Source organism: Massilia sp. P2_C2 (genome assembly GCF_056404615.1).
Window position 1 is genome coordinate 20,773 of sequence record NZ_JBFUDR010000003.1, and the last position, 24,848, is coordinate 45,620.

Annotated in this window: 21 protein-coding genes and 1 pseudogene; 10 read left to right on the forward strand and 12 right to left on the reverse strand. The window is 66.9% G+C overall.

From position 1 onward, the window contains the following. Window positions 1–26: 26 nt before the first annotated feature. Entirely contained in the window at window positions 27–1,079 is a 1,053-nt protein-coding gene (locus AC1DYX_RS00790) for a S1/P1 nuclease (protein ID WP_477255301.1), read from the forward strand. A 119-nt stretch (window positions 1,080–1,198) separates the two neighbouring features. After that, complete coding sequence (locus tag AC1DYX_RS00795) at window positions 1,199–2,026, forward strand: MipA/OmpV family protein (RefSeq protein WP_477255303.1); 828 nt, start codon at window positions 1,199–1,201, stop codon at window positions 2,024–2,026. 86 nt (window positions 2,027–2,112) lie between these two features. Here AC1DYX_RS00795 and AC1DYX_RS00800 read toward each other — a convergent pair whose 3' ends face one another. From AC1DYX_RS00800 to AC1DYX_RS00820, 5 genes are all read right to left on the reverse strand, one after another. Beyond that, complete coding sequence (locus AC1DYX_RS00800; RefSeq protein WP_477255305.1) at window positions 2,113–3,078, reverse strand: ABC transporter permease; 966 nt, start codon at window positions 3,076–3,078, stop codon at window positions 2,113–2,115. Continuing rightward, window positions 3,079–4,173 carry an ABC transporter permease gene (locus AC1DYX_RS00805; RefSeq protein ID WP_477255307.1) on the reverse strand — a complete coding sequence of 365 codons (1,095 nt, stop codon included), beginning with the start codon at window positions 4,171–4,173 and terminating at the stop codon, window positions 3,079–3,081. Then, complete coding sequence (locus AC1DYX_RS00810; protein ID WP_477255309.1) at window positions 4,170–5,720, reverse strand: ABC transporter ATP-binding protein; 1,551 nt, start codon at window positions 5,718–5,720, stop codon at window positions 4,170–4,172. The genes AC1DYX_RS00805 and AC1DYX_RS00810 overlap by 4 nt, the downstream gene beginning before the upstream one ends. 256 nt (window positions 5,721–5,976) lie before the next feature. After that, window positions 5,977–6,978 carry a BMP family lipoprotein gene (locus AC1DYX_RS00815; protein ID WP_477255311.1) on the reverse strand — a complete coding sequence of 334 codons (1,002 nt, stop codon included), beginning with the start codon at window positions 6,976–6,978 and terminating at the stop codon, window positions 5,977–5,979. Window positions 6,979–7,298: 320 nt separating this feature from the next. Further along, window positions 7,299–8,204, reverse strand: a complete 906-nt coding sequence (locus AC1DYX_RS00820) for an alpha/beta hydrolase (RefSeq protein ID WP_477255313.1) — start codon at window positions 8,202–8,204, stop codon at window positions 7,299–7,301. 208 nt (window positions 8,205–8,412) lie between these two features. Between AC1DYX_RS00820 and AC1DYX_RS00825 the strand changes: the two genes are divergently transcribed. Together AC1DYX_RS00825 and AC1DYX_RS00830 are read left to right on the forward strand one after the other, a co-directional pair. Then, the gene (locus AC1DYX_RS00825) at window positions 8,413–9,315 is read left to right on the forward strand and encodes a hypothetical protein (RefSeq protein ID WP_477255315.1); all 903 of its coding nucleotides are present in this window, start codon (window positions 8,413–8,415) and stop codon (window positions 9,313–9,315) included. A gap of 62 nt (window positions 9,316–9,377) precedes the next feature. Beyond that, complete coding sequence (locus AC1DYX_RS00830) at window positions 9,378–12,809, forward strand: arabinofuranosidase catalytic domain-containing protein (protein WP_477255317.1); 3,432 nt, start codon at window positions 9,378–9,380, stop codon at window positions 12,807–12,809. Between the two features lie 33 nt (window positions 12,810–12,842). Here AC1DYX_RS00830 and AC1DYX_RS00835 read toward each other — a convergent pair whose 3' ends face one another. After that, window positions 12,843–13,385 (reverse strand): DUF2231 domain-containing protein, encoded by a 543-nt coding sequence (locus AC1DYX_RS00835; RefSeq protein ID WP_477255319.1) that lies wholly within the window; start codon window positions 13,383–13,385, stop codon window positions 12,843–12,845. A 162-nt stretch (window positions 13,386–13,547) separates the two neighbouring features. On the opposite strand from AC1DYX_RS00835, the gene AC1DYX_RS00840 reads away from it, so the two are divergent. Further along, the gene (locus AC1DYX_RS00840; RefSeq protein ID WP_477255321.1) at window positions 13,548–13,850 is read left to right on the forward strand and encodes a YciI-like protein; all 303 of its coding nucleotides are present in this window, start codon (window positions 13,548–13,550) and stop codon (window positions 13,848–13,850) included. A 12-nt stretch (window positions 13,851–13,862) separates the two neighbouring features. Here AC1DYX_RS00840 and AC1DYX_RS00845 read toward each other — a convergent pair whose 3' ends face one another. From AC1DYX_RS00845 to AC1DYX_RS00855, 3 genes are all read right to left on the reverse strand, one after another. After that, window positions 13,863–15,293: a DUF3443 domain-containing protein gene (locus AC1DYX_RS00845; RefSeq protein ID WP_477255323.1), complete on the reverse strand. Its 1,431-nt coding sequence runs from the start codon at window positions 15,291–15,293 to the stop codon at window positions 13,863–13,865. Continuing rightward, window positions 15,290–15,841: a DUF2844 domain-containing protein gene (locus tag AC1DYX_RS00850; protein WP_477255325.1), complete on the reverse strand. Its 552-nt coding sequence runs from the start codon at window positions 15,839–15,841 to the stop codon at window positions 15,290–15,292. Before AC1DYX_RS00850 ends, AC1DYX_RS00845 begins: the two co-directional genes overlap by 4 nt. Window positions 15,842–16,052: 211 nt before the next feature. Beyond that, window positions 16,053–17,225: an NHL repeat-containing protein gene (locus tag AC1DYX_RS00855; RefSeq protein WP_477255327.1), complete on the reverse strand. Its 1,173-nt coding sequence runs from the start codon at window positions 17,223–17,225 to the stop codon at window positions 16,053–16,055. 379 nt (window positions 17,226–17,604) lie between these two features. Between AC1DYX_RS00855 and AC1DYX_RS00860 the strand changes: the two are divergent. Together AC1DYX_RS00860 and pcp are read left to right on the forward strand one after the other, a co-directional pair. Further along, window positions 17,605–17,913, forward strand: a pseudogene (locus AC1DYX_RS00860) (5-oxoproline transporter, DUF979 family subunit); the annotation flags it as partial. Window positions 17,914–17,920: 7 nt separating this feature from the next. Further along, the gene (pcp, locus tag AC1DYX_RS00865) at window positions 17,921–18,592 is read left to right on the forward strand and encodes a pyroglutamyl-peptidase I (RefSeq protein WP_477255329.1); all 672 of its coding nucleotides are present in this window, start codon (window positions 17,921–17,923) and stop codon (window positions 18,590–18,592) included. A gap of 89 nt (window positions 18,593–18,681) precedes the next feature. Here pcp and AC1DYX_RS00870 read toward each other — a convergent pair whose 3' ends face one another. The 3 genes from AC1DYX_RS00870 to AC1DYX_RS00880 are packed head-to-tail and all read right to left on the reverse strand — an operon-like array spanning window position 18,682 to window position 21,641. Next, the gene (locus AC1DYX_RS00870; protein ID WP_477255331.1) at window positions 18,682–19,578 is read right to left on the reverse strand and encodes a LysR family transcriptional regulator; all 897 of its coding nucleotides are present in this window, start codon (window positions 19,576–19,578) and stop codon (window positions 18,682–18,684) included. A gap of 18 nt (window positions 19,579–19,596) precedes the next feature. After that, entirely contained in the window at window positions 19,597–20,517 is a 921-nt protein-coding gene (locus AC1DYX_RS00875; protein ID WP_477255333.1) for a pseudouridine-5'-phosphate glycosidase, read from the reverse strand. A gap of 2 nt (window positions 20,518–20,519) precedes the next feature. Beyond that, window positions 20,520–21,641 carry a carbohydrate kinase gene (locus AC1DYX_RS00880; protein ID WP_477255335.1) on the reverse strand — a complete coding sequence of 374 codons (1,122 nt, stop codon included), beginning with the start codon at window positions 21,639–21,641 and terminating at the stop codon, window positions 20,520–20,522. Window positions 21,642–21,819: 178 nt separating this feature from the next. On the opposite strand from AC1DYX_RS00880, the gene xapA reads away from it, so the two are divergent. The 3 genes from xapA to deoC are packed head-to-tail and all read left to right on the forward strand — an operon-like array spanning window position 21,820 to window position 24,848. After that, the gene (gene xapA / locus AC1DYX_RS00885; protein WP_477255337.1) at window positions 21,820–22,671 is read left to right on the forward strand and encodes a xanthosine phosphorylase; all 852 of its coding nucleotides are present in this window, start codon (window positions 21,820–21,822) and stop codon (window positions 22,669–22,671) included. Between the two features lie 18 nt (window positions 22,672–22,689). Next, window positions 22,690–23,883 (forward strand): phosphopentomutase, encoded by a 1,194-nt coding sequence (locus AC1DYX_RS00890; protein WP_477255339.1) that lies wholly within the window; start codon window positions 22,690–22,692, stop codon window positions 23,881–23,883. Beyond that, on the forward strand, window positions 23,880–24,848 hold the full coding sequence (gene deoC, locus AC1DYX_RS00895; RefSeq protein WP_477255341.1) for a deoxyribose-phosphate aldolase: 969 nt from the start codon (window positions 23,880–23,882) through the stop codon (window positions 24,846–24,848). Before AC1DYX_RS00890 ends, deoC begins: the two co-directional genes overlap by 4 nt.

A 24,848-nucleotide genomic window follows, 5' to 3' on the forward strand; every position in this document is an offset into this window, starting at 1 on the left:
CGTATGGTGAATAAATTGGTGAGCAAATGAGCAAAATCGCATGTGTCGTGGCGCTGGCCGGCGCCTTCGTGTCGCTGGACGCGGCCGCGTGGGGCACCGACGGCCACCGCGCCGTGGGCGCCATCGCCGACAAACTGATCAAGGGCACGCATGCCGAAGCGGAGGTCAAATCTCTTCTGCTGTCGGGCGAATCGCTGGAAGCCGTGTCCACCTGGCCCGACTGCGTGAAGGGCAACTGGTGCGGTCCGCAGACGCCGGAAATGATCGACTACGTAAACGCCAATCCGAAGCACAGCGAATACCACTACACGGACGTGCCGTTCCAGCTCGACCACTATCACGACGGCGCGGCCGGTACCGCGGACGACGACATCGTGCAGACGCTGAAGGAGGCCATCGCCGTCCTGCAGGGCAAGGACACGCCGGCGACGAACCCGCACAAGTTCACGAAGCGCCAGGCGCTGATCCTCGTGACGCACCTGGCCGGCGACATCGTCCAGCCGCTGCACGTGGGCGCCGCGTTCGTCGACAAGAACGGAAAGTTCGTCGTGCCGAAGACGAAGGCCGAGATCGACGAGACCGTCGTCTTCGATTCGCGCGGCGGCAACAACTTCCTGATGGACGACGCGAAGATCGAGCAGATGTCCGCCAACCTGATCCCGCCGGGCGAACCGAAGCCGGAGAAGCCGGGCGTGCCGAAGGCGTTGACGAAGCCGTTCCACTCGTACTGGGACAGCACGACGGTCGACTACGCATTCCGCCGCATCCGCACGAAGACGCCGGAACAGTTCGCCCAGGCCGTCATCGACGGCAAGCCGAGCGTGCCGCAGAACACGGGCGACCCCGTGACCTGGCCGTACCAGTGGGCGGACGACACGCTGGCCGTCTCGAAGATCGCGTTCGCGGGCGTCACGGCCGGCAAGATCGTGCCCCAGGTGGGCAAGAAGGGCGAGACCTGGTACACGTGGAGCCTGGAAGTGCCGAACGACTATCCGGTGCCCAGCTCGGCGCTCGCAAAGACACAGATGATCAAGGGCGGCTACAACCTGGCCGCGCTGCTGAAGGCGATCTGGCCGTAACCAACGGCGCGACCTTCCGCAAGCCGCCGCAGGCCCACGAGGCCACGGCGGCTTTTTTCATGGGTTAAAATCTGCGGCTATCTCACCGGACCATCATCATGCCCTCGATTCGTCGTTTCTTGTTCCCTGCATCCGCGCTGCTCGCGCTCGTGCCCGCCATTGCTGCCGAACCCGCTACACAGGATGCGCCAACCAGGCTGCCGCTGTGGGAAGCGGGCGTCGGCGCCGCCGCGTTCAGCACGCCTGCCTACCCGGGCGCATCCGACCGCAGCAACCGCTGGCTCGTGGCGCCTTTCCTGCTGTACCGCGGCAAGGTGCTGCGTGCCGACCAGGAAGGCGTCGGCGCGCGCCTGCTGGACACGGACAAGGTCGAGTTCGACGTCGGCTTCGCCGGCGCGCTGCCCGCGCATTCGAACGACGTGGATGTGCGTCGCGGCATGCCCGACCTCGGCACGCTCGTCGAATTCGGTCCGCGCGTGAAATACAAGTTCGCCGACTTCGGCGAAGCGGGGCGGCTGCGTTTCGACCTGCCGGTGCGTGCCGTCATCGAAGCGCGCGGCGGCCTGCGGCGCCAGGGCTGGACGACGGAGCCGCGCTTCGTGTGGGAACGCCGCGGCGACGGCGGTGCCTGGACGCTGGAGGCGCAGGCGGGCGCGGTATTCGGCGACCGGCGCATCCATGCTTACTTTTACGACGTGGCGCCGCAGTATGCGACGGCGGACCGGCCGGCCTACAAGTCGGACGGCGGGCTGATGCTCGTGCGTACGGGCTTGTTCGGTTCGTACCGTGTGAACCCGGACGTGCGTGTGTTCGGGTTCGTGCGGCTGGACAGTTATGCGGGGAATGCGAACCGGGACAGCCCGCTGTTCAGGAAGGATTATGGCGCATCCGCCGGGGTAGGATTGGCRTGGACGTTGGCGCGATCGACCCGCCGCGCGAATGAATGATGTCGCGGGTGGGTTTGGTGGGCACGGGGTGCCCACCCTACGGCAATCGACACACGTAGGGTGGGCTCCCCGAGCCCACGATTGCGTCACCGCGACTTGACGAAGGGTTTGCCGATGGCTTTGGGTGCCACCGACTTGGCCATCAATCCGGCAAGAACCACCACCGTGACGATATACGGAATCGCCTGAATCAACGACCCCGGCAGCCGCCCGACGACCGGCAGGTCGACCCCTTCGAGCTGGATCTGGATCGCACCGAACAGGCCGAACATCAGGCACCCGAGCACCGTGTGCAGTGGCCGCCAGTTGCCGAACACGAGCGCCGTCAGCGCCAGGTAGCCGGCGCCGGCCGACATGTCGCGCAGGAAGAAGCCGCTCTGGACCAAGGTCAGGTAAGCGCCCGAGAACGAGCACAGCACGCCCGCCACGAGCATGGCGAGATAGCGCGTGCGCTCGACCGGGACGCCGGCCGCGTCGGCTGCGTGCGGGTTCTCGCCGCAGGCGCGCAGGCGCAGGCCGAAGCGGCTGTGGTACACGACCCAGTGCACGACGGGCAGCAGCAGGAACGCGAGGTAGACCAGCACCGACTGCCCACCGATCACGTGGCCGTACAGCCAGCCGATGACGGGGATGTGCTCGAGGGCCGCCGTACCGGGCAGGGTGACGTCGAACAGGCGCGCGTTGCGCAGGTCCGGCGTGCGGCCGCCCTGCTGGAAAAAGAATTGCGCGAGCACGAACGTCAGGCCGCTCATGGCGATGTTGATGGCGATGCCGGCCACGAGCTGGTTGCCTTTCTGCGTGATCGAGACGAAGGCCTGCACCATCGCGAGGGCGACGGACACGCCCATGCCGGCGAGGATGCCGTACCACGGGTTCTGCGTGGCATAGGCGACGGCGGCGGAAGCGAACGCGGACGCGAGGATCTTGCCTTCGAGGCCGATGTCGACGACACCCGAGCGCTCGGCGAACAGGCCGGCCAGCGCGGCGAACATCAGCACCGGTGCGTTGCGGATCGTGGAGACGACGATGCTGGCGAGTTGGAAGTCTTCCATTCAAGCCTCCTTGGTGGAACGGGTGACGTTGATCAGTTTCAGGATGGCAGGGGCGTAGAAATTTTCCATCGCGCCGCAGAACAGGATGATCAGGCCCTGGATGAAGATGAAGGTTTCCTGCGGGATGTTCGGTTTTTCCAGCGACAGGTCGAAGCCGCCCTGGATCAGCGCACCGAACAGCACGGACGACAGGAAGATGCCGACCGGGTGCTGGCGGCCCATCAGCGCGATGGCGATGCCCACGAAGCCGGCGCCGGCGGGGAAGTTCAGCGACAGGTAATGCGTCGATCCCATCACGGAGTTGACGGCGCCGAGGCCGGCCAACGCGCCCGACACGAGCATCGTGACGATGATCGTGCGGCTGATCTTCACGCCCGCATAGTGCGCCGCGTGGCCATTCAGGCCCGTCGCCTGGAGCTTGTATCCCCAACTTGAGCGCCACACGGCGACGCCATAGACGACGAGGGCGAGGATCGCGAGGATGAAACTGATGTTCAGTGGCGTGTCGCCCAGCACGGGCAGCAGCTTGTTCAGCAGCGGCAGCGCGGCGCTGTTCGCGAACACGCGCGACGCCGGGTTCTGCTGGCCCTCGGGGATCAGGTATTTCACGATCACGAAGTTCATCAGGCTCGCGGCGATGAAGTTGAACATGATCGTCGTGACGACGACGTGGCTGCCGCGTTTCGCCTGCAGGTAGCCGGGAATGAAGGCCCACAGCGCGCCGAAGACGGCGGCGCCGATCATCGCGAGCGGAATCATGAGGATGCCGGGCAGGTGCGCGTCGAGCGCCAGCACGACCCAGGTCAGGCCCAGGCCGCCGACGTACATCTGGCCTTCGGCGCCGATGTTGAAGAGGCCCGCCTGCATCGCGACCGACACGGCGAGGCCCGCGAAGATGAAGGTGCTCGCGTAGAACAGCGTGTAGGCGAGGCCTTCCGGATCGAGGATCGCGCTGTCGATCAGGATGCGCAGCGATGCCGACGGGCTCTCGCCCAGCAGGTGGATCACGAGCGCCGCGACGAGCAGCGCCGACATCAGGTTCAGGATGGGCAGGACGAAACCGGTGGCCCAGCGTGGAAGTTCGGTTTTTTTCATGGCTCGGTTTCCAGCATCGGGGACTTGTGCATCCCGCCCATCAAGAGGCCGATGCGGGTGGTGTCGAATTCGTCGATGGGGAGGATGCCGGTGATGCGGCCGCCGGACATCACGATGATGCGGTCGGCGAGCGCGCGCACCTCTTCCAGTTCCACCGACGACAGCAGGATCGCCACGCCTTCGTCGCGCAGGCGCAGGAGCTGCTTGTGGATGCTTTCGATGGTGCCGATGTCGACGCCGCGCGTGGGCTGGCCGACCAGCATCAGCTTCGGCCGCGCCGCCACTTCGCGCGCGATCACGACCTTCTGCTGGTTGCCACCCGAGAGCAGGCCGATGCGCAGGTCCGGATTGTTCGGACGGACGTCGAACGCCGTCATCAGGTGCGCGCAGCGCTGCGCGATCCTTTTATAGTCGAACAGGCCCCAGTGGTTGCACACGTGGTCCTGGTAGCCGAACACCGTGTTCTGCATGACGGAGAAATCCTTGATCACGCCGTCGCGCAGGCGGTCTTCCGGCACGTGGCCGATGCCGAGCCCGCGGAACGTCGCGGGCAGGCCGTCGGCGTTCGTGCGGCCGGCGTAGGGCAATGGCTTGCCGAGGAATTCGACCTGTCCGCCCGTCGGCAGGCGCATGCCGGACAGGATCTCCAGCAGCTCGCTCTGGCCGTTGCCCGACACGCCCGCGATGGCGACCACTTCGCCCGCGCGCAAGGTGAACCCGATGTCGGACAGGAGGGCGACGCCGTTCGCATCCTTCAGCTGCAGGTCCGTCACCTTCAGTACCTCGGTGCCCGGGTTGTACGGCGCGCGCGGCAGCTCGCTTTCGATCGGCCGGCCGACCATCATGTTCGCCAGTTCTTCGCGCGACGTCGCGGCCGTTTTCACGGCGCCGACGACGCGGCCCGCGCGCATCACCGTCACCTCGTCCGTGATCTCCATGATCTCCTGCAGCTTGTGGGTGATCAGGATGATGGTCTTGCCCTGTGCCTTGAAAAGCCGCAGGATCTCGAACAGCGACGCCGTTTCCTGCGCGGTGAGCACGGCGGTGGGCTCGTCCAGGATCAGGATGTCGGCGCTGCGGTAGATCTGCTTGAGGATCTCGACGCGCTGCTGGGCGCCGACGGACAGGTCGTGGATCGTCGCCAGCGGGTCGACGTCGAGGCGGTAGCGGTCGCAGATCTCGCGCAGCTTCGCTTCCACGGCACCGCGTTTGGCGGCCAGCCTGAAGCCGCCTTCGTTGCCCAGCATGACGTTGTCGAGGACGGTCATGTTCTCGACGAGCATGAAGTGCTGGTGCACCATGCCGATGCCGAGGGCAATCGCCTCATGGCTGGTGCGGAGGTCCTGGGCGTGGCCGTCGATCAGCACCTGGCCGCTGTCGGCATTGTAGTAGCCGTACAGGATGCTCATCAGGGTCGACTTGCCGGCGCCGTTTTCGCCGATCACGCCATGGATCGAGCCCCTGGCGATCGCGAAGCTGACGTCGGCATTCGCCTGCACCGCCCCGAAGGCTTTGCTAATGTTGCGAAATTCTACGGCTGGCTGCATGGCGGTCCGTTTTCGGTAGACAGATTAAAAGAGATGCATTTATTTACTTAAAAGCGCGCCGCGCCGGCATGGAACCGGCGCGGCGCGCTTCGACGCTAAAACAGTGTTCGATACGGTTGGGCACGTCGAAAAACCTGCTGCGCGTTGCACTGCGGTTCTGCGATGCTCCGCGGCGGCGGACCGGCTGTACTGCTCGTACAGCTGCGCTTCTCGAACCGCATTGCGGCCGCTCGCGACGGTTTTTCGAGGTGCCCGGTTATTGCGGGCAAGAGTTGGCCGCACGATAGTCGACCACGTTGATCTTGCCGGTGATGATGTCGGCCCGCGCCGCCATCACGCGTTTTTCCATCTCGGGGGTGACGACCATGCGGTTGTCCCTGTCGAGCACCCAGTCCACGCCGCCTTCCTTCAGGCCCAGGTACGTGATGCCGGACGTGAACTGGCCGTTCTTCGCTTTCATGAAGGCGTCGTAGGCGGCGTTGTCGACGCGCTTGACCATCGACGTCAGCATGGTGCCCGGGTACAGGTAATTCTGGTTCGAATCGACGCCGATCGCCAGCTTGCCTTTTTCCCTGGCCATCTGCAGCGCGCCCATGCCGGAACCGCCGGCCACGGCGAACACGACGTCGGCGCCGCGATCGAATTGCGCGCGCGCCAGCTCGCCGCCCTTGGCCGGGTCGTTCCAGGCTGCGCTCGTCGTGCCGACCATGTTTTGCAGTACCTGGATCTTCGGATTGATTGTTTTCGCGCCCTGCACGTAGCCGCAGGCGAATGCGCGGATCAGCGGGATGTCCATGCCGCCGACGAAGCTGATCGTCCTGGTCTTCGACGCCATCGCCGCGGCGACGCCGACGATGTAAGAGCCTTCCTGTTCCTTGAACAGTACGGAATTGACGTTCTTGCCCTGGGCATTGCCGTCGATGATCACGAAGTGCACGTTCGGGTATTCGGCCGCGATCTTTTGCACGGGTTGCGTCTGCGAAAAGCCGATCGAGACGATCAGTTGCAACTTCTTGCGGGCGAGGGCGCGCAGCACCTGCTCGGCCTGGGTATCGTAGTTGGCCTGGGCTTCAAACACCTTGACGCCGGTCTCCTTCGTGAACCGGGTCACGCCTTCGGCGGCGGACTGGTTGAAGGACTTGTCGAACTTGCCGCCGGCATCGTAGACGATCGCCAGTTTCGCACCGGCCATGTCGGCGCTGGCGCTGGCACTGACGCAAAGTGCCGCGATCGTCATGCAAAGTTGCTTGAATTTCATCGATTGGCTCCTGAATCCCGTATTGTACCGGCGCAATGGTTGCGCCGGGAGGGGATGGCCCTCCCGGCCAGCAAAGACCACGCCGCGCGGTTTTGTCGCGAGCGGATTCTGTCAACGTTTTGGTTTTGGCGAGATTGTCGCGTGACCGGTGACGCGCTGTCGTGGGATTCCAACAAGCTCGACAGGCGTTCATGCGGTGTTGCGGAAAGTGGTGACCTTCGCAACCCGGTGGTGAAACTATGCATCAGCAAGTTTATTCGTGGCAAATACGATTTTGCTTAGCCATTTATTTGATTTACATATAAATGGCTGCGCCACGTTCAGGATTTCGCGAGGGGGAGGATGGCCGAGGCGGCGGCGGGCACGACGATGTCCTTCACCACCACGATTTCCGTCGAGGCGGGAAGGGCGGGCGCGTCCGGCAGCGTGGCGAATTGCGACGTGAGGAAACGGGCGATGCGGGCCTGGGTGTCTTCCAGGTAGGGAATCGTGAGGTGGTCCGAACCGGGCACCGTTTCGTCCCCCATCAACTGGGCCAGTTTGGCGACGAGCTGGTCGGTGTGGGAATGCGGCACCACGTCGTCGCTGGCCGCGCGCAGTACGAACGTCGGTACTTTCAGCGTGGGCGCGTACTTGATCGACTCGAAGCGGTGGCGCAGCATGTACTCGATCGGCATCACGCGGAACTTGCGCTTGGCCAGCGCCAGGATCGAGTCGTAGGGGGTGATCAGGACGACGGCATGTACGGACCGTTCCTTCGCCACCTGCACGGCCACGCCGGAACCGAGGCTGCGGCCGACGACGGCGATACGGCGCGGATCGACGTGGTGGTGCGCGGCCATCCAGTCGAACAGCATGCAGCCGTCCTCGATCATGTGCGTTTCCGCCGGGTCGCCGTGCGAATCGCCGTAGCCGCGGTAATTCACGGCCAGCACGGCCATGCCGGGGAACAGCTTGCCGGCGTCGCGCACGACCCAGGACACTTCTTCGGACCGGCCGCCGAAATAGATGACGGCAGGACGCGTGCCGGGCATCTTCGGCGTCATCAGCCAGCCGGACAGCCGCGTGCCATCGCGGGCGCGCAGCACGACGGGCCGGGTGCGGTGGCCGCTGCTGCGCGGATGCAGCACTTCGCGTTCGACCGTGGGGTTGAACACGAGACGGCGCTGGTTCGCCGCGACCGCGGCCGTGAGGCCCAGCCACAACATGCTGGCAAAGCCAGCCATACCCGCCGCCAATTTTTTGTTAGTGCTCATGTATACAGTCTACCCCTGCCTTTCGAATTCTTCTGTGCGCTGCCCATCAAATCCCTTCAAGGATAGGCCGAAATCGCAAAGAGTAGTTTTGCCGCAACATCCTGTTACAGCGCCGACATTGTCGCTTCGATCAACCCTTTGTTAGGCTGTCTACACGAGGCAAAAGGAGTGGATTGACGTGAAGTGGAAAACGGTCGTGCCGGCCTGTGCGGCGCTGGGTCTGGTTGGCGTACTGGTGCTGCCTGCGTGGCGCACCGTGCGGGTGGGAGCGCCCGCGCCGGCATCGTCGGCGGTGCAGGCGGAGTACGCTGGCGCCGATGCCATCACCACCGGGCCGGCGTGGTTGTCCGACCTGGGTGCGCCGCCGTCGCCCGCCGCGGCGCCGGCTGAACCGCTGGCGCGGCGCGTCGAGCGCCTGGCCGCGAGCGGCGATCCGCGTGACGCCTGGCGCGCCTGGTGGCTGCTGCACGCCTGCGTCGTGTTCGAGCGCACGGGCCGCCTGCCCGGGCGCGACGGGACGGATGCGTCCGGCGAATCGATTGCCGATCCGGCGACCACCTGCGCCACCGTGAACGAGAGAATGAAGATGGCGCGCATCGACCACCTCGAGCGTGCCGCGCGCGCCGGCGTCGATGGGGCGCTGGCGGAATTGCTCGAGGAAGGCCCGTTCGGCGATCCAACGGCCCTCATGACCCGCCCCGACGACCCGCTCGTGAAGGAATGGAAGGCGCGCGTCAACGGGATGTTGAACGCGCAGGCCGAGCAGGGCTACTGGGCCAGCCTGTACCAGCTGTTCACCGGCTTCTGGTTCGGCCATCCGGCCATCGCGGCGGACCGCCAGAGCGCGCTGGCCTATGGCATGGCGCTGCGCGACATCATGGTCAAGCTCGACGGCGTGTCCGAGCAGGAGGCCATCCCCTTCAATGGCCCGTTCCTCGACGAGATCGGTGCTGGCCTGACGCCGGACCAGAAAGCCCATGCGCAGGTGCGCGCGGACGCGATCGTCGCCCGCGCCGCGGACCAGCGGGGGCGGAACGCCTCGGGCATTGCAAATCCGGTATGGATCGAGAGAAAAAAGTAATTGGTTCAGGCCATGTACTCGATTCTATGATGGGAGGTTTATAAGATAGCCATAACACCAATATGCTGAAATTTGCCATCCGCCTGGCGTTCACGCTCGCGCTGACGTTCGGTGCATTGCCGGCCTGGGCATCCGCCCAGGCGGTCCGGCCCGAGGGCCCCTGCGACATCTATGCCAGGGCGGGCGCGCCCTGCGTGGCCGCGCACAGCACCACGCGCGCGCTCTACGCCGCATACAACGGGCCCCTGTACCAGGTCATGCGCCAATCGGACGGCAAAACGCGCGATATCGGTGTCGTGCAAGGCGGCGGCTACGCGGACGCGGCGGCGCAGGACGCGTTCTGCGCCAACACCTGGTGCTGGATCACGATCCTGTACGACCAGTCGGGCAAGCGCAATCACCTGGTGCAGGCGCCGCGCGGCACGTGGACGGGGCCCGCGCTGGGCGGCATGGACAATCTCCCGCTCGCGGACCTGGCGCCGGTCACCGTCATGGGACACAAGGTCTATGGCGTGTATATCGCGCCGGGCATGGGCCTGCGCCTGAACGATACACACGGCGTGCCTGTGGATGACCAGGCGGGCGGACAGTATGCCGTCATCAATGGCTATCACTACAACGGGGCATGCTGCTTCGACTATGGCAACGGCGAGATCGACAGCATCGACGACGACAATGGCACGATGGAGGCGATCTATTTCGGCAACGCGAAAGGGTGGTACCACGGCAGCGGAGCCGGACCCTGGGTGATGGCCGACCACGAAAACAATCTGGTCGGTTGCGTCAACGACGACAAATCGAAGCGGTGCGCCAACCTGCCCAGCCTCGGTACACGCTTCGTCACTGCCGTCACGAAAGGCAAGCCGGGCCTGTGGGCGACGCTGGGTGGCGATGCCCAGCGGGGACAACTGGCCGTCATGTATGAAGGCCGCCGGATCGATGCGTCTTACGATCCCATGCGCAAGCAAGGTGCCGTTATTCTCGGCAATGGCGGCGACAACAGTACTGCGTCGCAAGGCACGTTCTACGAAGGCGCGATGACGGCGCCGCGGACCTATCCGTCGAATGCGACGGACCAGCTGGTCGCGCAGAACGTGGCGGCGGCCCGCTACGATGTGGCGGCCGTCAGTGTCGGGACGCAAGCGGTGTCCGACGTCCCGTCCAGCCTGCACACGTTCGCGCCGCTGCAATCCAAAGACTTGACGGTCACGTTCACCAATACGGCGGACCGCCCCGTCCAGGGCGTCACGCTGTCCATGGCGGCGCCGAAGGGCTGGAACGTCAATGCGCCCGAAAAAACCTTCACCGACGCGATCGCGCCCGGTCAAAGCGTGCACGCCGTGTTCACGATTCGATCCGGCGCCGCGCCGTTCAATGGCGACCTGAAAGGCGTGGCGACGTGGCAGGATCCGGCGAGCCGTGCGCGGCGCACCGAAGCGGCCGCCGCGAAGGTGCGCAATGTGGCGCCCGTGAAGATCAACGAATTCCGCCTGAGCGACGGCGCACGCACGAACCCGACCAATGCCTTCATCGAGCTGTACAACGCCGGTGAAAAGGAGGTCGACATCTCGAACTGGACGTTCGCGCAACACGCGACGCGCGAACCGCTGTTCTCCACGGTCAAGATGCCTGCCGGGACCCGGCTGGCGCCGCATGGCTTTTATGTGCTGGGCCTGTCCAATTCGGGCCTGGTGCTGCCCGCCCGGCCGGGCGACGCGACCCTCCACGTGCGGAATATCGATGGGATCAAGCCGGGCGACACCATCGTCGTCGGCAGCGGTGCCGACCGGGAAACCCGCAAGGTCGTCCGTGTCGGCACGGCGGCCGGCCAGGCGACGCCGCTGTGGCAGCCGCTGCCCGATGGCCCCATCATCACCATCCCGGCCGGGGCGACGAGCGTCCCCGTGACCACGACCGAGGGCTTCGCCGTCGGCGCTACCCTTGCTCTCGGCTACGGCACCACCTATCCCGTCGACGGGCGCGCGACCGAACACTACGAGAAAGTGACCATTACCGGCGTCGGCACGGCAGGCAGCCAGGCGTGGCTCGGTCTCGATGCCGCGGCAGGGGCGACCAATATCCAGGTGACGTCGACCGATGGCATTGCCGCCGGCGACAAGGTCCGGYTCGACATCGACAGCGTCGGTCACGGCATCGATACCGTCACCGTCAAGCGGGTGGGCACGGCAGCCCGGCGCACCAGCCTGGCCCGCGATGCCGTCGCCGGCGCCACGACGATCGTCGTCCATGGCGCGATCGGCTTCCCGACCAGGAAGAACGTCGATTACACGCCCGGCAAAGCCGTGATCGGCGCGCCCGGCAAGCTCGAAACCGTGGACATCGTCCGCGTCGATGGCACGCCGGGCGGCGATCTCACGCTGACGATTTCTCCGGCACTCGCGCAGGGCCACGTGGCCAGCGAACCGTTCGTGGAGCCGGGCACGGGCCTCGACCTGGCGGCGCCATTGAAGTACGACCATGCCGCCAACCTGCCGTTCAGCGTGCGCGGCACGGGCATCAGTTTCACGCCCGCCGTCCGCCATGCCCACTCGAGCAACGAACCGGTGCGCCCGGCGGGCAGCGGGATCGTGCTGGACCGCGCGCTCACCCGCGCCCATGACACGGACGCCGTCGTGCGGGTGGACACCGTGACCATCGCAGGCTTCCAGGGCAACCCGGACCAGTGGTTTGGCGGCCCGGTGTTGTCCCGGGAAGCGGGCAGCATGGTATTGCGCGATGCTGCGGGGCACGTGGTCGACAGCCTGAACTACGGCGATCTCGTCGACCCGTGGGCATCCGGCGGATTCCGCGGGGCCGCCGGCAAGGCCGCCACCTGTCACGCGCAGGCGCCGGGCATCCCCGGCGTGCAAGCGTGGGATCGCGCGCTCCCGGGCATCCCTTTCAGCGGGGCCACCGCGCAAGTCGATGCGAGCAATGGCAGCACGGGGCGCTATCCCGACGGCCAGGACAGCGACAACGATTGCGTGGATTTCGTGACGTCCGTCTCGATCAGGACAGGTGCGACGGCTGCGGGATCGACGAGCGTCAAGGCCGCCACGGTCGCGCAGTTTTTGCCCGGCCAGGCCGTCGTCATCGATGCCGGCGACGATGCCGAAACCTTGACGGTCGCAACGGTCGGTTCGCCCGGCCTGACCCGAGCAGCGGCACCGGCGGACAACGGGGCCACGGTGGTCCGTGTCGACGACGCGCGCCAGTTCACGGTCGGGCAGGCAGTGGTCATCGGCAGCGGCGCGGATGAAGAACAGGGTGTCGTCGCCGCGGTGGAGACGGGGTGGATGTCAGGCAAGCTGACCCTGCAGGCGCCGTTGACGCGCGCCCATGACGCGGGCGCCAGCGTCTCGGGCACCGGCATCGTGTTCACCGGGCCGCTCGCCAAAGCCCATCCGGCGGGCACGCCGATGACGGCGACGGGCGACCTGGCGACGCCAGGTGCGCCAAACAAAACGTCCGCCGTACACCTGGCCAATGAGTAGGGTGGGCACCCCTGTGCCCACGCGTGACTCGTGTCAGTGCAGCATCGGGCCGGACGAAGGCGCGTAACGTTCGACGTCGTGCAGTGCGTGTTCGACGCGCTCGTCGCCCGGCAGCATCTTCGCCTCGGGCGCATGCTCGACGGGACTGACGCCTTTTACGCGCATCCCTTGTTCGTAGACCATGCGCCCGCCGAACCAGCCCGAGACGATCACCCCGACGGCCGCGAGAGCCGACAGCGCCAGCGAACCGCCCGTGTGCTTGTACCCGTTGCGGCGCAGCGCGAGATTGGCCGCCGTCAGCGCGAGCGCGCCGCCGTTCAGCAGCGCGTGCACATTGGCCGTTTGCTTGACCTCGGTGCCGCTGTCGATTTCCAGGTAATCCATCGCGCCCGCGACACCGGCCGCGAGACCGCCGACGAGGCCGCCCGTCAGGCTGTAGAAGGCGGCGTTCGCGTAATCGTCGTTGTCCGTCGCGCGGTGCATGGCGTCGAGGATGAAGCCGAACGGGATCAGTGCGGCCGGCGCCACGATCAGCATCGGATGGAGTGGATGGCCGGCAAGTGTCAATTTGGGCATGGTTCCTCCGGGAAAGGTCGTGCCGGCGTCAGGAACGGGCGGGCCGGCGTGCAGTCAAGTGTGGCACAAGCCAGATCAGTTGCTACGCACGGTACCGTAGTGCACGCTCGGTTACACTAGCCCCCGTTTGACTCACCCGCAACGACACGACAAGGAGAATCCATGCACTTTTTGCTGATCTATGACCTGGCGCCCGACTACCTGGAGCGCCGCGGCGAATTCCGCAACGAACACCTGAAGCTGGGCTGGGAAGCCCAGGAGCGGGGCGAGATCGTCATCGCCGGCGCGCTGGCCGATCCGGCCGACCAGGCCGTGCTGCTGTTCACCGGCGACTCGCCGGAAGCGGCCGAGCGCTTCGCCCGCGCCGATCCGTATGTGATCAACGGCCTCGTGAAGCAGTGGCGCGTGCGCCCGTGGACCACGGTGATCGGCAAGGATGCCGCCAAACCCGTGCGGCCCGACTGACGCCGCGCGCGTTCAGAACGCCCAGTAGGGGCCGTTCGGGTCTGTCTCCATGCCAATGTAGACCTTGCGGCCGAAGAAGAACGGCAGGCCCCAGTCGAATGCGTTGCTGCTGTTGTGCTTGTTGTCGTACGTGCCGCCCACCCGACCCGCGACCGTGGCACTGGGCAACGCATCGATGCTCTCGATCGTGAACGCCACGGTACCCGACGCGCTGCCGTCGTAGGCTATCACCGTCGCGTTCAGGTTCAGCGGGTTCGCCGGGCAGTAGAAATCGGTGCTCCGGCTGCAGGCCGTCAGGCTCGTATCGTTGAAGTACAGGCCGTTCGAGCCGCTGTCGATGAAGCTGGCGGTCAGCGACGTACCCTTGTAGACCGTCGTGAAGTCGCCGTTCCCATCGGTGGCATAGCGGGTCGCGCTGCCGAGGGCGTTGTTCGCGCGCGTGCCGATGCCGAGCGTGAGGCTGCCGCTCAGCGACGTTGCGCCGCCCGTGCCCACCGCCGGCAGGGATATGACGATGCCGTTGTTGTCCATGCCCAGCGCGGCGACGGGATTGGCGACCTGTTTCGCCAGCGCCAGCGCGGTCGACGTGCACGTGCTGCCCGTGCAGGCGTAATACATCGCGCTGACGGCGTTGCTCGCGCACGCGGCCCCGCAATCCTCCTTGAACACGCCGACGCCGAGTATGCCGTTGGCGCCGACCGCGGCGACGGTGTTCATGCTGCTGCCCACGCTGCTGCACGACGTCGGCACCGCGCTCACACCGCCCGGCGCCTGCCCGATGACCTGGATCGATTGCGCCGGTGCCGTTGCGCCGGCCAGCTTGACGTCGGCCTGGACGACGGCACCCCATGTGTAGCCGCTCACGAACTGGCCGCATTCGCCGACCGGCGTGCCCGTGGCCGACGTCACGGCCGGCAGCGCCAGTCCGGTGTCGAGCGGGGCGACCAGGCGCAGGCCGTACGAACCCGTGTCCAGCAGCACGTGGTCGATGGTCTGGCAGACCGTCGTGCCGGGCCGGCACACGGTGACGCTGACGTAGGGCACGTTGAACTGGCCGGTCGCGCCGGCCGGGCCGTCGTCGACGGTGATCGGGATGACGTTGGCGGGCGGCGCGACCGTGACCGCGACACTGTTGCTCGTCTGGCCACAGGTGAGCGTGTAGGTGGCGGTATAGCTGGCGCCTTGCGCGGCCGGCGTGACCTGCTGGCTGCCGCTCGTGGCGACCTGGCCCGACCAGGCGCCGGACGCCGTGCAGGCCGTGGCGCCGGTGTTTTGCGTGCTCCAGGTCAGCGTCAGCGTATCGCCGCCCGTGACGCTGGTGCCGGACGCGCTGATGGCGACGGCAGGCTGGGCTGCGGGCGGCGCGCCATTGGAGGAACCGCCGCCCCCGCCGCCGCACGCGGTCAGGATCAGGCAGGTCAGGAGGATGGACAGGATCTTCATTCGAGCGTGTCCGTGTCGAAGCCGGCCGGCAGGCGGCTGTTGATCCAGGCGCGGCCCGCATAGGCACGCATGTGGCCACCGGATTCGATCGTCACGTCCGGCTGGGCGACGCGGACCTGTCCCCGGCCCGCCTTCGGCTGGCGCGCGCTCTCGTTCTTGAGAGTGGCGAAGTGCTGGCCGAGCAGTTCGCGCAGGTCGGGCAGGAAGGGCCCGTTCCACGTGACCGCGAACACGACGCCGTCCGCATCCACATATTCGCGCACCGTGGTGCCGCCGGCCAGCGTCGTCGTGTTGACGTTGTAGCTGGCGCTGCCGTTGTTACTTTTGCTACCGGTGGTGCCATTGGCCGCCGCGAGCGCCCGGGCCTGATGCACCGTGGTGGTGCCGGCGAAGGCGCTTGGCGCGCGTCCGAGCGAGGCGAGGCAAGGCGCGGCCGCCGATGCGGCCACCAGGCCGGCCGCGGCCAGCAGGGCCAGCCGGGGCCGGGACAAATGAGAAAGGTGTGAGGCGGGGCCGCGTGTGATCCGGCCGCGGAAAAACCGTAACATGCATGCTCCTGTCAGCGGGCAGTGCTTGCATTGTAATAGAGCAATAGGGGGTATTTACACCTTTTTTTACATGACCTTACATCTGTAGGGTGGGGGTATGTGAGGCCAGTGGCCTCACATACGAATGTGCCCACGCGTGACGTGTGCGGTTTGTTGGCGTTACGCGTGGGCACAGTGCGTGATTGATGCCCCCAGCATCAATCACCCCACCCTACTTGGCCGGCAACAGCTTCACGACAATATTGTGCGTCGTGAGCGCGATCGAGCGGTCCGGCGCCAGCGCCACGCCGATCGGGCGGTCCAGCCCGCCGGGCAGGGGGCCGAGGACGACGCCCGCGTGGCCGGGCACGCCGGCCACGGTGCTTGTCACGTTGTCCAGGTTGATCCGGCGGATCGTCGAGTTGTTGGTGTCGGCAATGTACAGGTCGTTGCCGTCCACCGCGATGCCGCTCGGGGCGCACAGGCGCGAGACGCCCGGCCCGCCGTCGATGGCGTCGCAGCGTCCGGCCAGGCCCGCCAGCGTGGACACGACGCCCTTGTCGTTCACCATGCGGATCGTGGAATTGCCCGTGTCGACGACGTACACGTTGTTCCATTTGTCGACGCCCACGTCCTGCGGGTCGCAGAACTGGGCCTGGTTGCCCGCGCCGTCGTGGCTGCCGCACACGCCCTGCGTGCCGGCGACCGTCGTGACGATGCCGTTGGCGTCGATGCGGCGCAGCAGGTGGTTGCCGGTGTCGGCCACCCACAGGTTGCCCAGCCGGTCCAGCGTGATGCCCGTGGGCCTGCAGAAGCGCGCCACGTTGCCCGGGCCGTTCGCGCTGCCGCAGGTGCCGTCGCCGGCCAAGGTGGTCGTCACGCCGTCCGGCGCCACGCGGCGGATGACGGAATTGCCGCTGTCCGTCACGTACACGACGCCGTTCGTGTCCACGACGAGGCGGCTCGGACCGTTGAAGCGCGCCGCCGCGCCGTTCCCGTCCGCATACCCGACGGCGCCGCGCGTACCGGCCAGCGTGGTCACGACGCCCTGCGGCGTGATCTTGCGGATGGTGGCGCTGGGGCCTTCCGCCACGTACAGGTTGCCGGCCGCGTCCGCCGCGATGCCTTGCGGGCCGTTGAAGCGCGCGGCGCCACCGGTGCCGTCCTGCGAACCCGCGCATTGCCCGCAGACGTCGCCCGCGATCGGGAACAGGCCGGTCGCGCCCGGCGGCCGGTCGGGCCAGCTGGGCCAGTCGGGGTGGTCGGGCCACGGCGGATCGTGATACCAGCTGACGCCGACCTCCACGCCGCCGTCGCAGCCGGCCACGCCCAGCAACAGGCAGGCGGGCAGCAGCGGGCGGGCGAGCATGCGGAGTAAGCGTACTGCGCGTTCGATGGTGGTCATGGCGGACTCCCGGGTGGAAACGGCATCTACGTTACCCAGCCATATTCGTCGTGCCATGCGGGACCTCAACACGCACGCGGTACTCGTGTGCAGGTCAGCCATAAGTCGCGCCGAAGCGACGGCTCGTACGGATGCGCTACGCGCGCGCGGCAGCGTGCGCACGGTTGAAACGTGAAGCTCAGTTCGCATGGATCTGGCTGTGCGGTAAGATCGTCCACGCCAACACAACCGCTGGAGGACCGTTGCCCACCGCCGTCAATCTGTGGCCGCTGCTCGGCATCGCTGCCGTCGTCGCCGGATTCCTGTTGCGTGCGAATCCCGTGCTCGTCGTGATCGCGGCCTGCGGCGTGACGGGCTGGGCCGCGCACCTGCCCGTGACGCCGAGGCCGGCGTGGGCAAGGCCGTGGCCCACGTCGCGACGAGCACTCTGCCGCTCGATTCGCGCCTGCTGGCCTGCGCCGCGTTCTGCGCGGGCATGGCATTATTTACCGTCGTGATGGCGGCGATCGGCATGTTCAGCGCCTATTGCGGCACGTTGATGACGCCGATGGCGGCGAATTTCAACATCGTGCCGGCCGCGCTGCTCCAGCTGCCCGACAAGAATGCCGTGATCAAGGCCCAGCTGCCGACCGCGTTGCCGCTGCTGGGCGCGAATATCGTCCTGCTGTATTTTTTGATGTATCGATGAGGCGTTTATGACTGCACCTGCTGCCCAAGCTCCCGTCAAGACCGTCTTGCTGACGGGATTCGAACCTTTCAATGGCGCCACTATCAATCCTTCATGGGAAGCCGTACGGCTGCTTGCCGGCTGGTCCGGGCCGGGCTTCGCCGTCGCCGCGCGCCAGCTTCCCTGCGTGTTCGGCACGGCCCTCGACGTGCTGCGCGCCGCCGTCGCCGAGACCCGGCCCGACATCGTGATCGCCGTCGGCCAGGCCGGCGGGCGCTCCGAGATCTCGCTGGAGCGCGTGGCCATCAACATCGACGACGCGATGTTCCGCGACAACGGGGGCGCGCAACCGGTCGATACGCCGATCGTCGCGGACGGCCCGGCCGCGTATTTCGGCACCTTGCCGGTGAAGGCGATCGTGCGCGCGCTGCGGCTGCGCGGGTTTCCGTCCAGCGTTTCGCAGACGGCCGGCACGTTCGTGTGCAACCACGTGTTCTACGGGTTGATGCACGATCTGGTCGGACAGTCCGTGCGGGCCGGGTTCATCCACGTGCCGTTCCTGCCGGAGCAGGCCGCGGACCGGCCGGAGCGGCCGCCGTCGATGGCATTGCGCGACATCGTCGATGCATTGCGCATCGCGGTGGAGGTGGCGGTAGTGACGGAGACCGATACGACGGAGGCGGGTGGGGCGACCCAGTAAACGGCATGTTGGACGTAGGGTGGGCACCCCTGTGCCCACGCGTGACGTATGCGTGATGCGAAGGTTCGCGTGGGCACGGGGTGCCCACCCTACCCGAGGTCCAGGATTTTTAGGAACGCCCGCACGACCGGCGCATCGTCCTGCGTGGGATACGTGATGTACAGATTGGCCGACGGCGGATTGGTGCGCACCGGCAGGAAGCGCACCCCCGGCCACCCGATGCGGCTCGTCGTCGACGGCATCAGCGCCACGCCCAGTCCCGCGCCGACCATCGCCAGCAGGGTCTGCGGCTCGGCCGCCTCCTGGAAGATCGTCGGCTGGAAGCCCGCGTTGACGCAGCACTGGAGCAGGTAGCGCGGCTCGGCCGACTGGTCCAGGTGCAGGGTCAGCATCGGTTCGTGCGCGATGTCGATCAGCTCGATCGCATTCTGCTGCGCCAGCGGGTGCCGGGCGTTGATGGCCACGCACACGTCTTCGCGGAAGCACAGTTCCTGCTTCAGGCCGGCGTTCCGCAGCATGTCCTCGTCGATCTTCGGCTCGCGCCAGAAGCCCACGTCGATCTGCTTGCCGCGCAGCGCGTCCCACTGGTCGTTCGGGCCCAGTTCGTGGATGGTCCACGTCACGCGCGGGAACTGGCTCTGGAATTGTTCCAGCAGGCGGGGGATCGGTCCCCACATCGCCGAGCCGACGATGCCCACGCGCAGGCGGCCGACCTCGCCGCGGTCGATCTGGCGGATCGTGTCGATGGTCATGCGCATGCGGCCCAGCAGGTCGGCCGCCTCGTGCATCAGGGCCTTGCCGGCCACGGTCAGCTCGAAGCTGCGCGTCGTGCGCGCGAACAGGCGCACCCCGAGTTCGCTCTCCAGCTTCATGATCTGCTGCGACAGCGGCGGCTGCGAGATGTGCAGGCGCTCGGCGGCGCGGCTGAAGCTTTTTTCTTCGGCCACCGCCAGGAAGTATTTCAGCTGCTTCAGGTCGATCGACATGAGGGCCTCGTCATTGACTCAAATGTGCGCCGCCGCGTGCAGCGCCACGGCCAGGCGGGCGCCGACGAGGGCGTTGTGCTTCACGAGCGCGATGTTGGTGGCCAGGCTGCGGCCGCCCGTCAGGTCCTTGATGCGCGCCAGCAGGAACGGCGTCACGGCCTTGCCCTTCACGCCCTGTGCGTCGGCCTCGCCCAGCGCCTGGGCGATGATGCCGTCGATTTCCTCGTTGCGCAGCGCGGATTCGACGGGCACCGGATTGCTGACGACGACGCCGCCCGTCAGGCCCAGCTGCCACTTGGTGCGGATGAAGCGGGCCTGCTGTTCCGGCGTGTCGAGCTGGAAGTCGGCATTGAAGCCCGATTCGCGCGTGAAGAATGCCGGAAAGCCCGGCTGGCCCACGCTCACGACGGGCACGCCATGCGTCTCCAGGTATTCCAGCGTGAGGCCGATGTCGAGGATCGACTTCACGCCCGCGCACACGACGACGACGTTGGTTCGCGCCAGTTCCTGCAGGTCGGCCGAGATGTCGAAGCTCGTCTCGGCGCCGCGGTGCACGCCGCCGATGCCGCCCGTGACGAACACTTCGATGCCCGCGAGGGCCGCGCAGATCATCGTGGCGGCGACCGTCGTCGCGCCCAGCTTCTTCTCGGCCAGCACATAGGCCAGGTCGCGCCGGCTCACCTTCAGGGCATCGCCGGCATTGCCCAGCCGTTCGAGCTGGGCGTCGGCCAGGCCCACGCAGATCTTGCCGTCGATGAGGGCGATCGTGGCGGGCACGGCGCCGGCGGCGCGGATCACCTGCTCGACCTCGCGCGCCGTCTGCACGTTCTGCGGGTAGGGCATGCCGTGCGAGATGATCGTCGATTCGAGCGCGACGACGGGCTTGCCGGCCGCACGCGCGGCCTGGACTTCGGGGGAAAACTGGAGGAAGGCGTGCATGTTCAGTCCTGTGATAGCAGAGGTTCCTGGTAGATGGCGGCGAGGCTGTCCGGTCCGATGCCGGGATGGACGGTCTCGGGCACGCCCAGCGTGAGCTCGGACAGGTGCAGGCCGCGCTTGCAAGCCAGCACGAGGTCGTCGGCACCATCTTCCTGCACGAGCGACCAGCAGACGGCCGCCGCGAAGGCGTCGCCGGCACCCGTCACGTCGACGACGGCAGCCGGCGCCGCCGGCAGGTCGACGATGGCGTCGCCCACGGTGACGAGCACGCCGCGCGCGCCGCGCGTGACGATGACGTCGCGTGCACCCTGCGCCTGCACGTCGCGCATCGCGGCGCCCACCGCATCATCGTCGGGCAGCGGCCGGCCGACGCGGGCCGCCAGTTCGCCGGCGTTCAGGATCAGGAGGCGCACGCCGGCGAGGTCCGCGGGCAGGCGCGCCATCTTCGGTTCGGACACGGCCACGAGCACGAGCGGCGTAGCGGTGCGCCGGGCCTGGGCGACCAGGGCGGCGATGGTGTCGTGCGGCAGGTTCAGGTCGGCCACGACGAGGGCGGCGCCCGTGAGCTGGGCCTGGCGCGCATCGATGAACGCCGGGTCGAGCCGGTCGTACAAGGCCATGTCGGCCAGCGCGACGACCATCTCGCCGTCGCGGTCGAGCACGGCCGTGTACGTGCCGCTGCAGCAGTTGTCCAGGCGCAGGGCGCCGCGCACGTCGATGCCCAGGGTTTCCGCATGGTCGAGCAGGGCGGTGCCGGCACTGTCCGTGCCGATGGCCGTCAGCAGTGCCACGGTCGTGCCCAGCCGCGCCAGGTTCTCGGCGATGTTGCGCGCCACGCCGCCGAACGATTCGCTCTGGCTGGCCGGATTCGACGTGCGCAGGACGAGGGCGTCGCAGGAGCGCAGCTTGCGGTCGAGGTTGGCGGCGCCCACGCACACGACGGGACGGCGGTCCGGCAGCACGTAGGCGCGGCCGAGCAGCTTGCGCTCGCGGATCAGCCCCGCGATATAGCCGGCGACGGCCGAGCGCGACAGGCCCAGCAGGTTAGCCAGCTCCTGTTGCGAGACGAACGGATTTGCGCGGATGGCCTCGTACAACTGTTGCTTTTTTGACGGTTCGGTCACGGTGGCGGATGGGTTAAACTTTTGTTTTTCATCTTAAACATATGTTTGCCCATGGTCAACGGGGTTCTCGACAAATCTATAGCATAAACGTATAAATCGAGCAGAAAAATGGTATTTGCCATACCAATCGACATTCATGCATAGTTTGCACCCTGACCCCGCCTTGCCATCACCGAACATGACCCCTCACCCCTTCAGCAATACTCCCTTCGAAGCCGCCGACGTCATCCGCGCCCGCAAGCCGGGCTTCACGCCGCGCGTGGCCCTGATCCTCGGTTCCGGCCTGGGCGTGCTGGCCGAGCAGATGGCGGACGCGGTGACGATCAGCTATGCCGACCTGCCCGGCTTCCCGATCAGCACCGTGCATGGCCACGCCGGCGAACTGGTGCTGGGTACGCTCGCGGGCGTGCCCGTCGCGTGCATGAAGGGCCGCGGCCATTTCTACGAAGGCTATGGTCCGGGCGTGATGACCTCCGCCGTGCGCACGTTCAAACTGATCGGCTGCGAATTGCTGTTCGTGACGAATGCCGCCGGCTCGCTGCGGCCGGAAGTGGACGCGGGCAGCGTCGTCGTACTGACGGACCACATCAACCTGCTGCCGGGCAGCCCGATGGCCGGCCCGAACGACGACCGCTTCGGTCCGCGCTTCTTCAGCATGGCCAACGCGTACGACGCCGATATCCGCGACCTGATCAAGGCGACGGCCAAGGACAAGAACATCACCGTGAACGAAGGCGTGTACCTGGCCTGCCCGGGCCCGAACTTCGAGACGGCCGCCGAGATCCGCGCATTCAAGGCGCTCGGCGCGGACGTGGTCGGCATGTCGGTCGTGCCCGAGGTGATCGCGGCGCGCCACTGCGGCCTGAAGGTGGCGGGCATGTCCGCCATCACCAACCTGGCCGAGGGCTTGACGCCGTTCCCGCTGTCGCACGAACAGACGCTGAAGTATGCTGCCATCGCGGCCAAGGACATGGTCACGCTGATCCACGGTTTCATCGAACGCCTGGGCCAGTCGACGACCGCCGCCTGAACATTCGGAAGGGATCCCATGTCACGCGCATTCATCCTCCTGCTGGACTCCTTCGGCCTCGGCGCCTTGCCCGATGCCGACAAATACGGCGACACGGGCGCCAACACCCTCGGCCACATCGCCAAGTGGGCCGCGGAGGTGGGCCGGCCGCTGGCGCTGCCCAACCTGGAACGCATCGGCCTCGGCGCCGCCGCGCACAAGGCGAGCGGCGAATGGCCGGCCGGCTTCGCGCGCCGCGACGGCTTCACGGGTGCCTGGGGCGCCGCACGCGAGCGCTCGACCGGCAAGGACAYGCAGAGCGGCCACTGGGAAATCGCCGGCGTGCCCGTGCTGTTCGACTGGGGTTACTTTCCGAAGACGGTGCCCACGTTCCCCTCGGCGCTGACCGACAGGCTGGCCGCGATCACGGGCGTGCCGGGCTGGCTGGGCAACTGCCACGCGTCCGGCACGACGATCATCGCGGAACTGGGCGACGAGCATGTCGCCACCGGCAAGCCGATCATCTATACGTCGGCCGATTCCGTGATGCAGATCGCCGCGCATGAAGAGCACTTCGGCCTCGAGCGCCTGTATGAAGTGTGCGAAGCCGCGTACGAGCTGGTCAAGCCCTACAACATCGGCCGCGTGATCGCGCGTCCGTTCACGGGCAGCGACGGCAATTACAAGCGCACGAGCAACCGCCACGACTATGCGGTGCCCCCGACGGCGCCCACCCTGCTCGACCACGTGAAAAACGCCGGCGGCGAAGTCATCGCACTGGGCAAGATCAGCGACATCTTCGCCGGTCAGGGCGTCACGCAACTCATCAAGGGCGCCGACAACATGGTCTTGTTCGACCGCCTGCTGGACGTGGCCGGCACGGCGCCCGACAAATCGCTGACGTTCGTGAACTTCGTCGACTTCGACATGCACTTCGGCCACCGCCGCGACGTGGCCGGCTATGCGGACGCGCTGCACGAGCTGGATGCGCGCCTGCCGGACTTCGTCGCGAAGCTGAAAGAGGGCGACCTCGTCGTCGTCACGGCGGACCACGGGTGCGACCCGACGTGGGCCGGCTCCGACCACACGCGCGAGCATATCCCGATGCTGTTCTTCGGCCCGGCCGCGCCCGCGCGCGAGCTGCCCGTGTCCGACACGTTTTCCGACATCGGCGCCACGCTGGCGCATCACCTCGGCGTCCAACCCCTTGCCAACGGAACCGCATTGCTATGAGTCCGCATTTAAAGCTCACCTTGGATTTTCAACGTAACACGGCRCAAGGCCTCGACCTGGGCTTGATCAACCACCTGAAGGTCAACCGCAACGCCGCCGACCGCCGCGCCGCCAGCCTGGCGAACCGCCGCACGGTCAAGAAGGAATACCAGGCCGCCTGGCTCGTGCGCGCCATCCAGTGCATCGACCTGACCACGCTGTCCGGCGACGACACGCCGGGCCGCGTCGAGCGCCTGTGCCGCAAGGCCATGCGTCCGCTGCGCGCGGACCTGATGGACGCGTTGGGCCTGGACACGCTGACGACGGGCGCCGTATGCGTCTACCACGAGATGATCAAGCCGGCCGCGCAGATCCTGCACGGCCGCCTGCCGATTGCCGCCGTCTCCACCGCGTTCCCGGCCGGTCTCTCCAGCCTGGAAACGAAGCTGCGCGAGATCGAACTGTCCGTGGCCGCGGGCGCCACCGAGATCGACATCGTCATCACGCGCCAGCACGTCCTGACCGGGAACTGGCAGGCGCTGTACGACGAGATGGTCGCCTACCGCCAGGCATGCGGCGACGCGCACGTGAAGGCGATCCTCGCGACGGGCGACCTCGTCACCCTGGACAACGTGGCGAAAGCATCGTGGGTCTGCATGATGGCGGGCGCCGATTTCATCAAGACATCGACCGGCAAGGAAGGTGTGAACGCGACCATTCCCGTGTCGCTGGTGATGGTACGCGCGATCCGCGAGTACTATGAACGCACCGGCTACAAGGTCGGCTACAAGCCGGCCGGGGGTGTGTCCTCCGCCAAGTCCGCACTGCAATACCTGACCGTGATGAAGGAAGAGCTGGGCAACGAATGGCTGCAGCCGCACCTGTTCCGCATCGGCGCATCGAGCCTGCTGACCGACATAGAGCGCCAGCTCGAGCACTACGTCACCGGCAGCTATTCGGCCGCTTATCGCCACGCCCAACCCTGA

Coding starts and splice junctions, on each gene's coding strand:
- AC1DYX_RS00835 (WP_477255319.1), bottom strand. CDS start 13,385: ATGCCCAAATTGACACTTGCCGGCCATCCACTCCATCCGATGCTGATC.
- xapA (WP_477255337.1), top strand. CDS start 21,820: ATGACCCCTCACCCCTTCAGCAATACTCCCTTCGAAGCCGCCGACGTC.
- pcp (WP_477255329.1), top strand. CDS start 17,921: ATGACTGCACCTGCTGCCCAAGCTCCCGTCAAGACCGTCTTGCTGACG.
- AC1DYX_RS00810 (WP_477255309.1), bottom strand. CDS start 5,720: ATGCAGCCAGCCGTAGAATTTCGCAACATTAGCAAAGCCTTCGGGGCG.
- AC1DYX_RS00790 (WP_477255301.1), top strand. CDS start 27: ATGAGCAAAATCGCATGTGTCGTGGCGCTGGCCGGCGCCTTCGTGTCG.
- AC1DYX_RS00800 (WP_477255305.1), bottom strand. CDS start 3,078: ATGGAAGACTTCCAACTCGCCAGCATCGTCGTCTCCACGATCCGCAAC.
- AC1DYX_RS00815 (WP_477255311.1), bottom strand. CDS start 6,978: ATGAAATTCAAGCAACTTTGCATGACGATCGCGGCACTTTGCGTCAGT.
- AC1DYX_RS00840 (WP_477255321.1), top strand. CDS start 13,548: ATGCACTTTTTGCTGATCTATGACCTGGCGCCCGACTACCTGGAGCGC.
- AC1DYX_RS00845 (WP_477255323.1), bottom strand. CDS start 15,293: ATGAAGATCCTGTCCATCCTCCTGACCTGCCTGATCCTGACCGCGTGC.
- AC1DYX_RS00805 (WP_477255307.1), bottom strand. CDS start 4,173: ATGAAAAAAACCGAACTTCCACGCTGGGCCACCGGTTTCGTCCTGCCC.
- AC1DYX_RS00820 (WP_477255313.1), bottom strand. CDS start 8,204: ATGGCTGGCTTTGCCAGCATGTTGTGGCTGGGCCTCACGGCCGCGGTC.
- AC1DYX_RS00875 (WP_477255333.1), bottom strand. CDS start 20,517: ATGCACGCCTTCCTCCAGTTTTCCCCCGAAGTCCAGGCCGCGCGTGCG.
- AC1DYX_RS00850 (WP_477255325.1), bottom strand. CDS start 15,841: ATGTTACGGTTTTTCCGCGGCCGGATCACACGCGGCCCCGCCTCACAC.
- AC1DYX_RS00855 (WP_477255327.1), bottom strand. CDS start 17,225: ATGACCACCATCGAACGCGCAGTACGCTTACTCCGCATGCTCGCCCGC.
- AC1DYX_RS00870 (WP_477255331.1), bottom strand. CDS start 19,578: ATGTCGATCGACCTGAAGCAGCTGAAATACTTCCTGGCGGTGGCCGAA.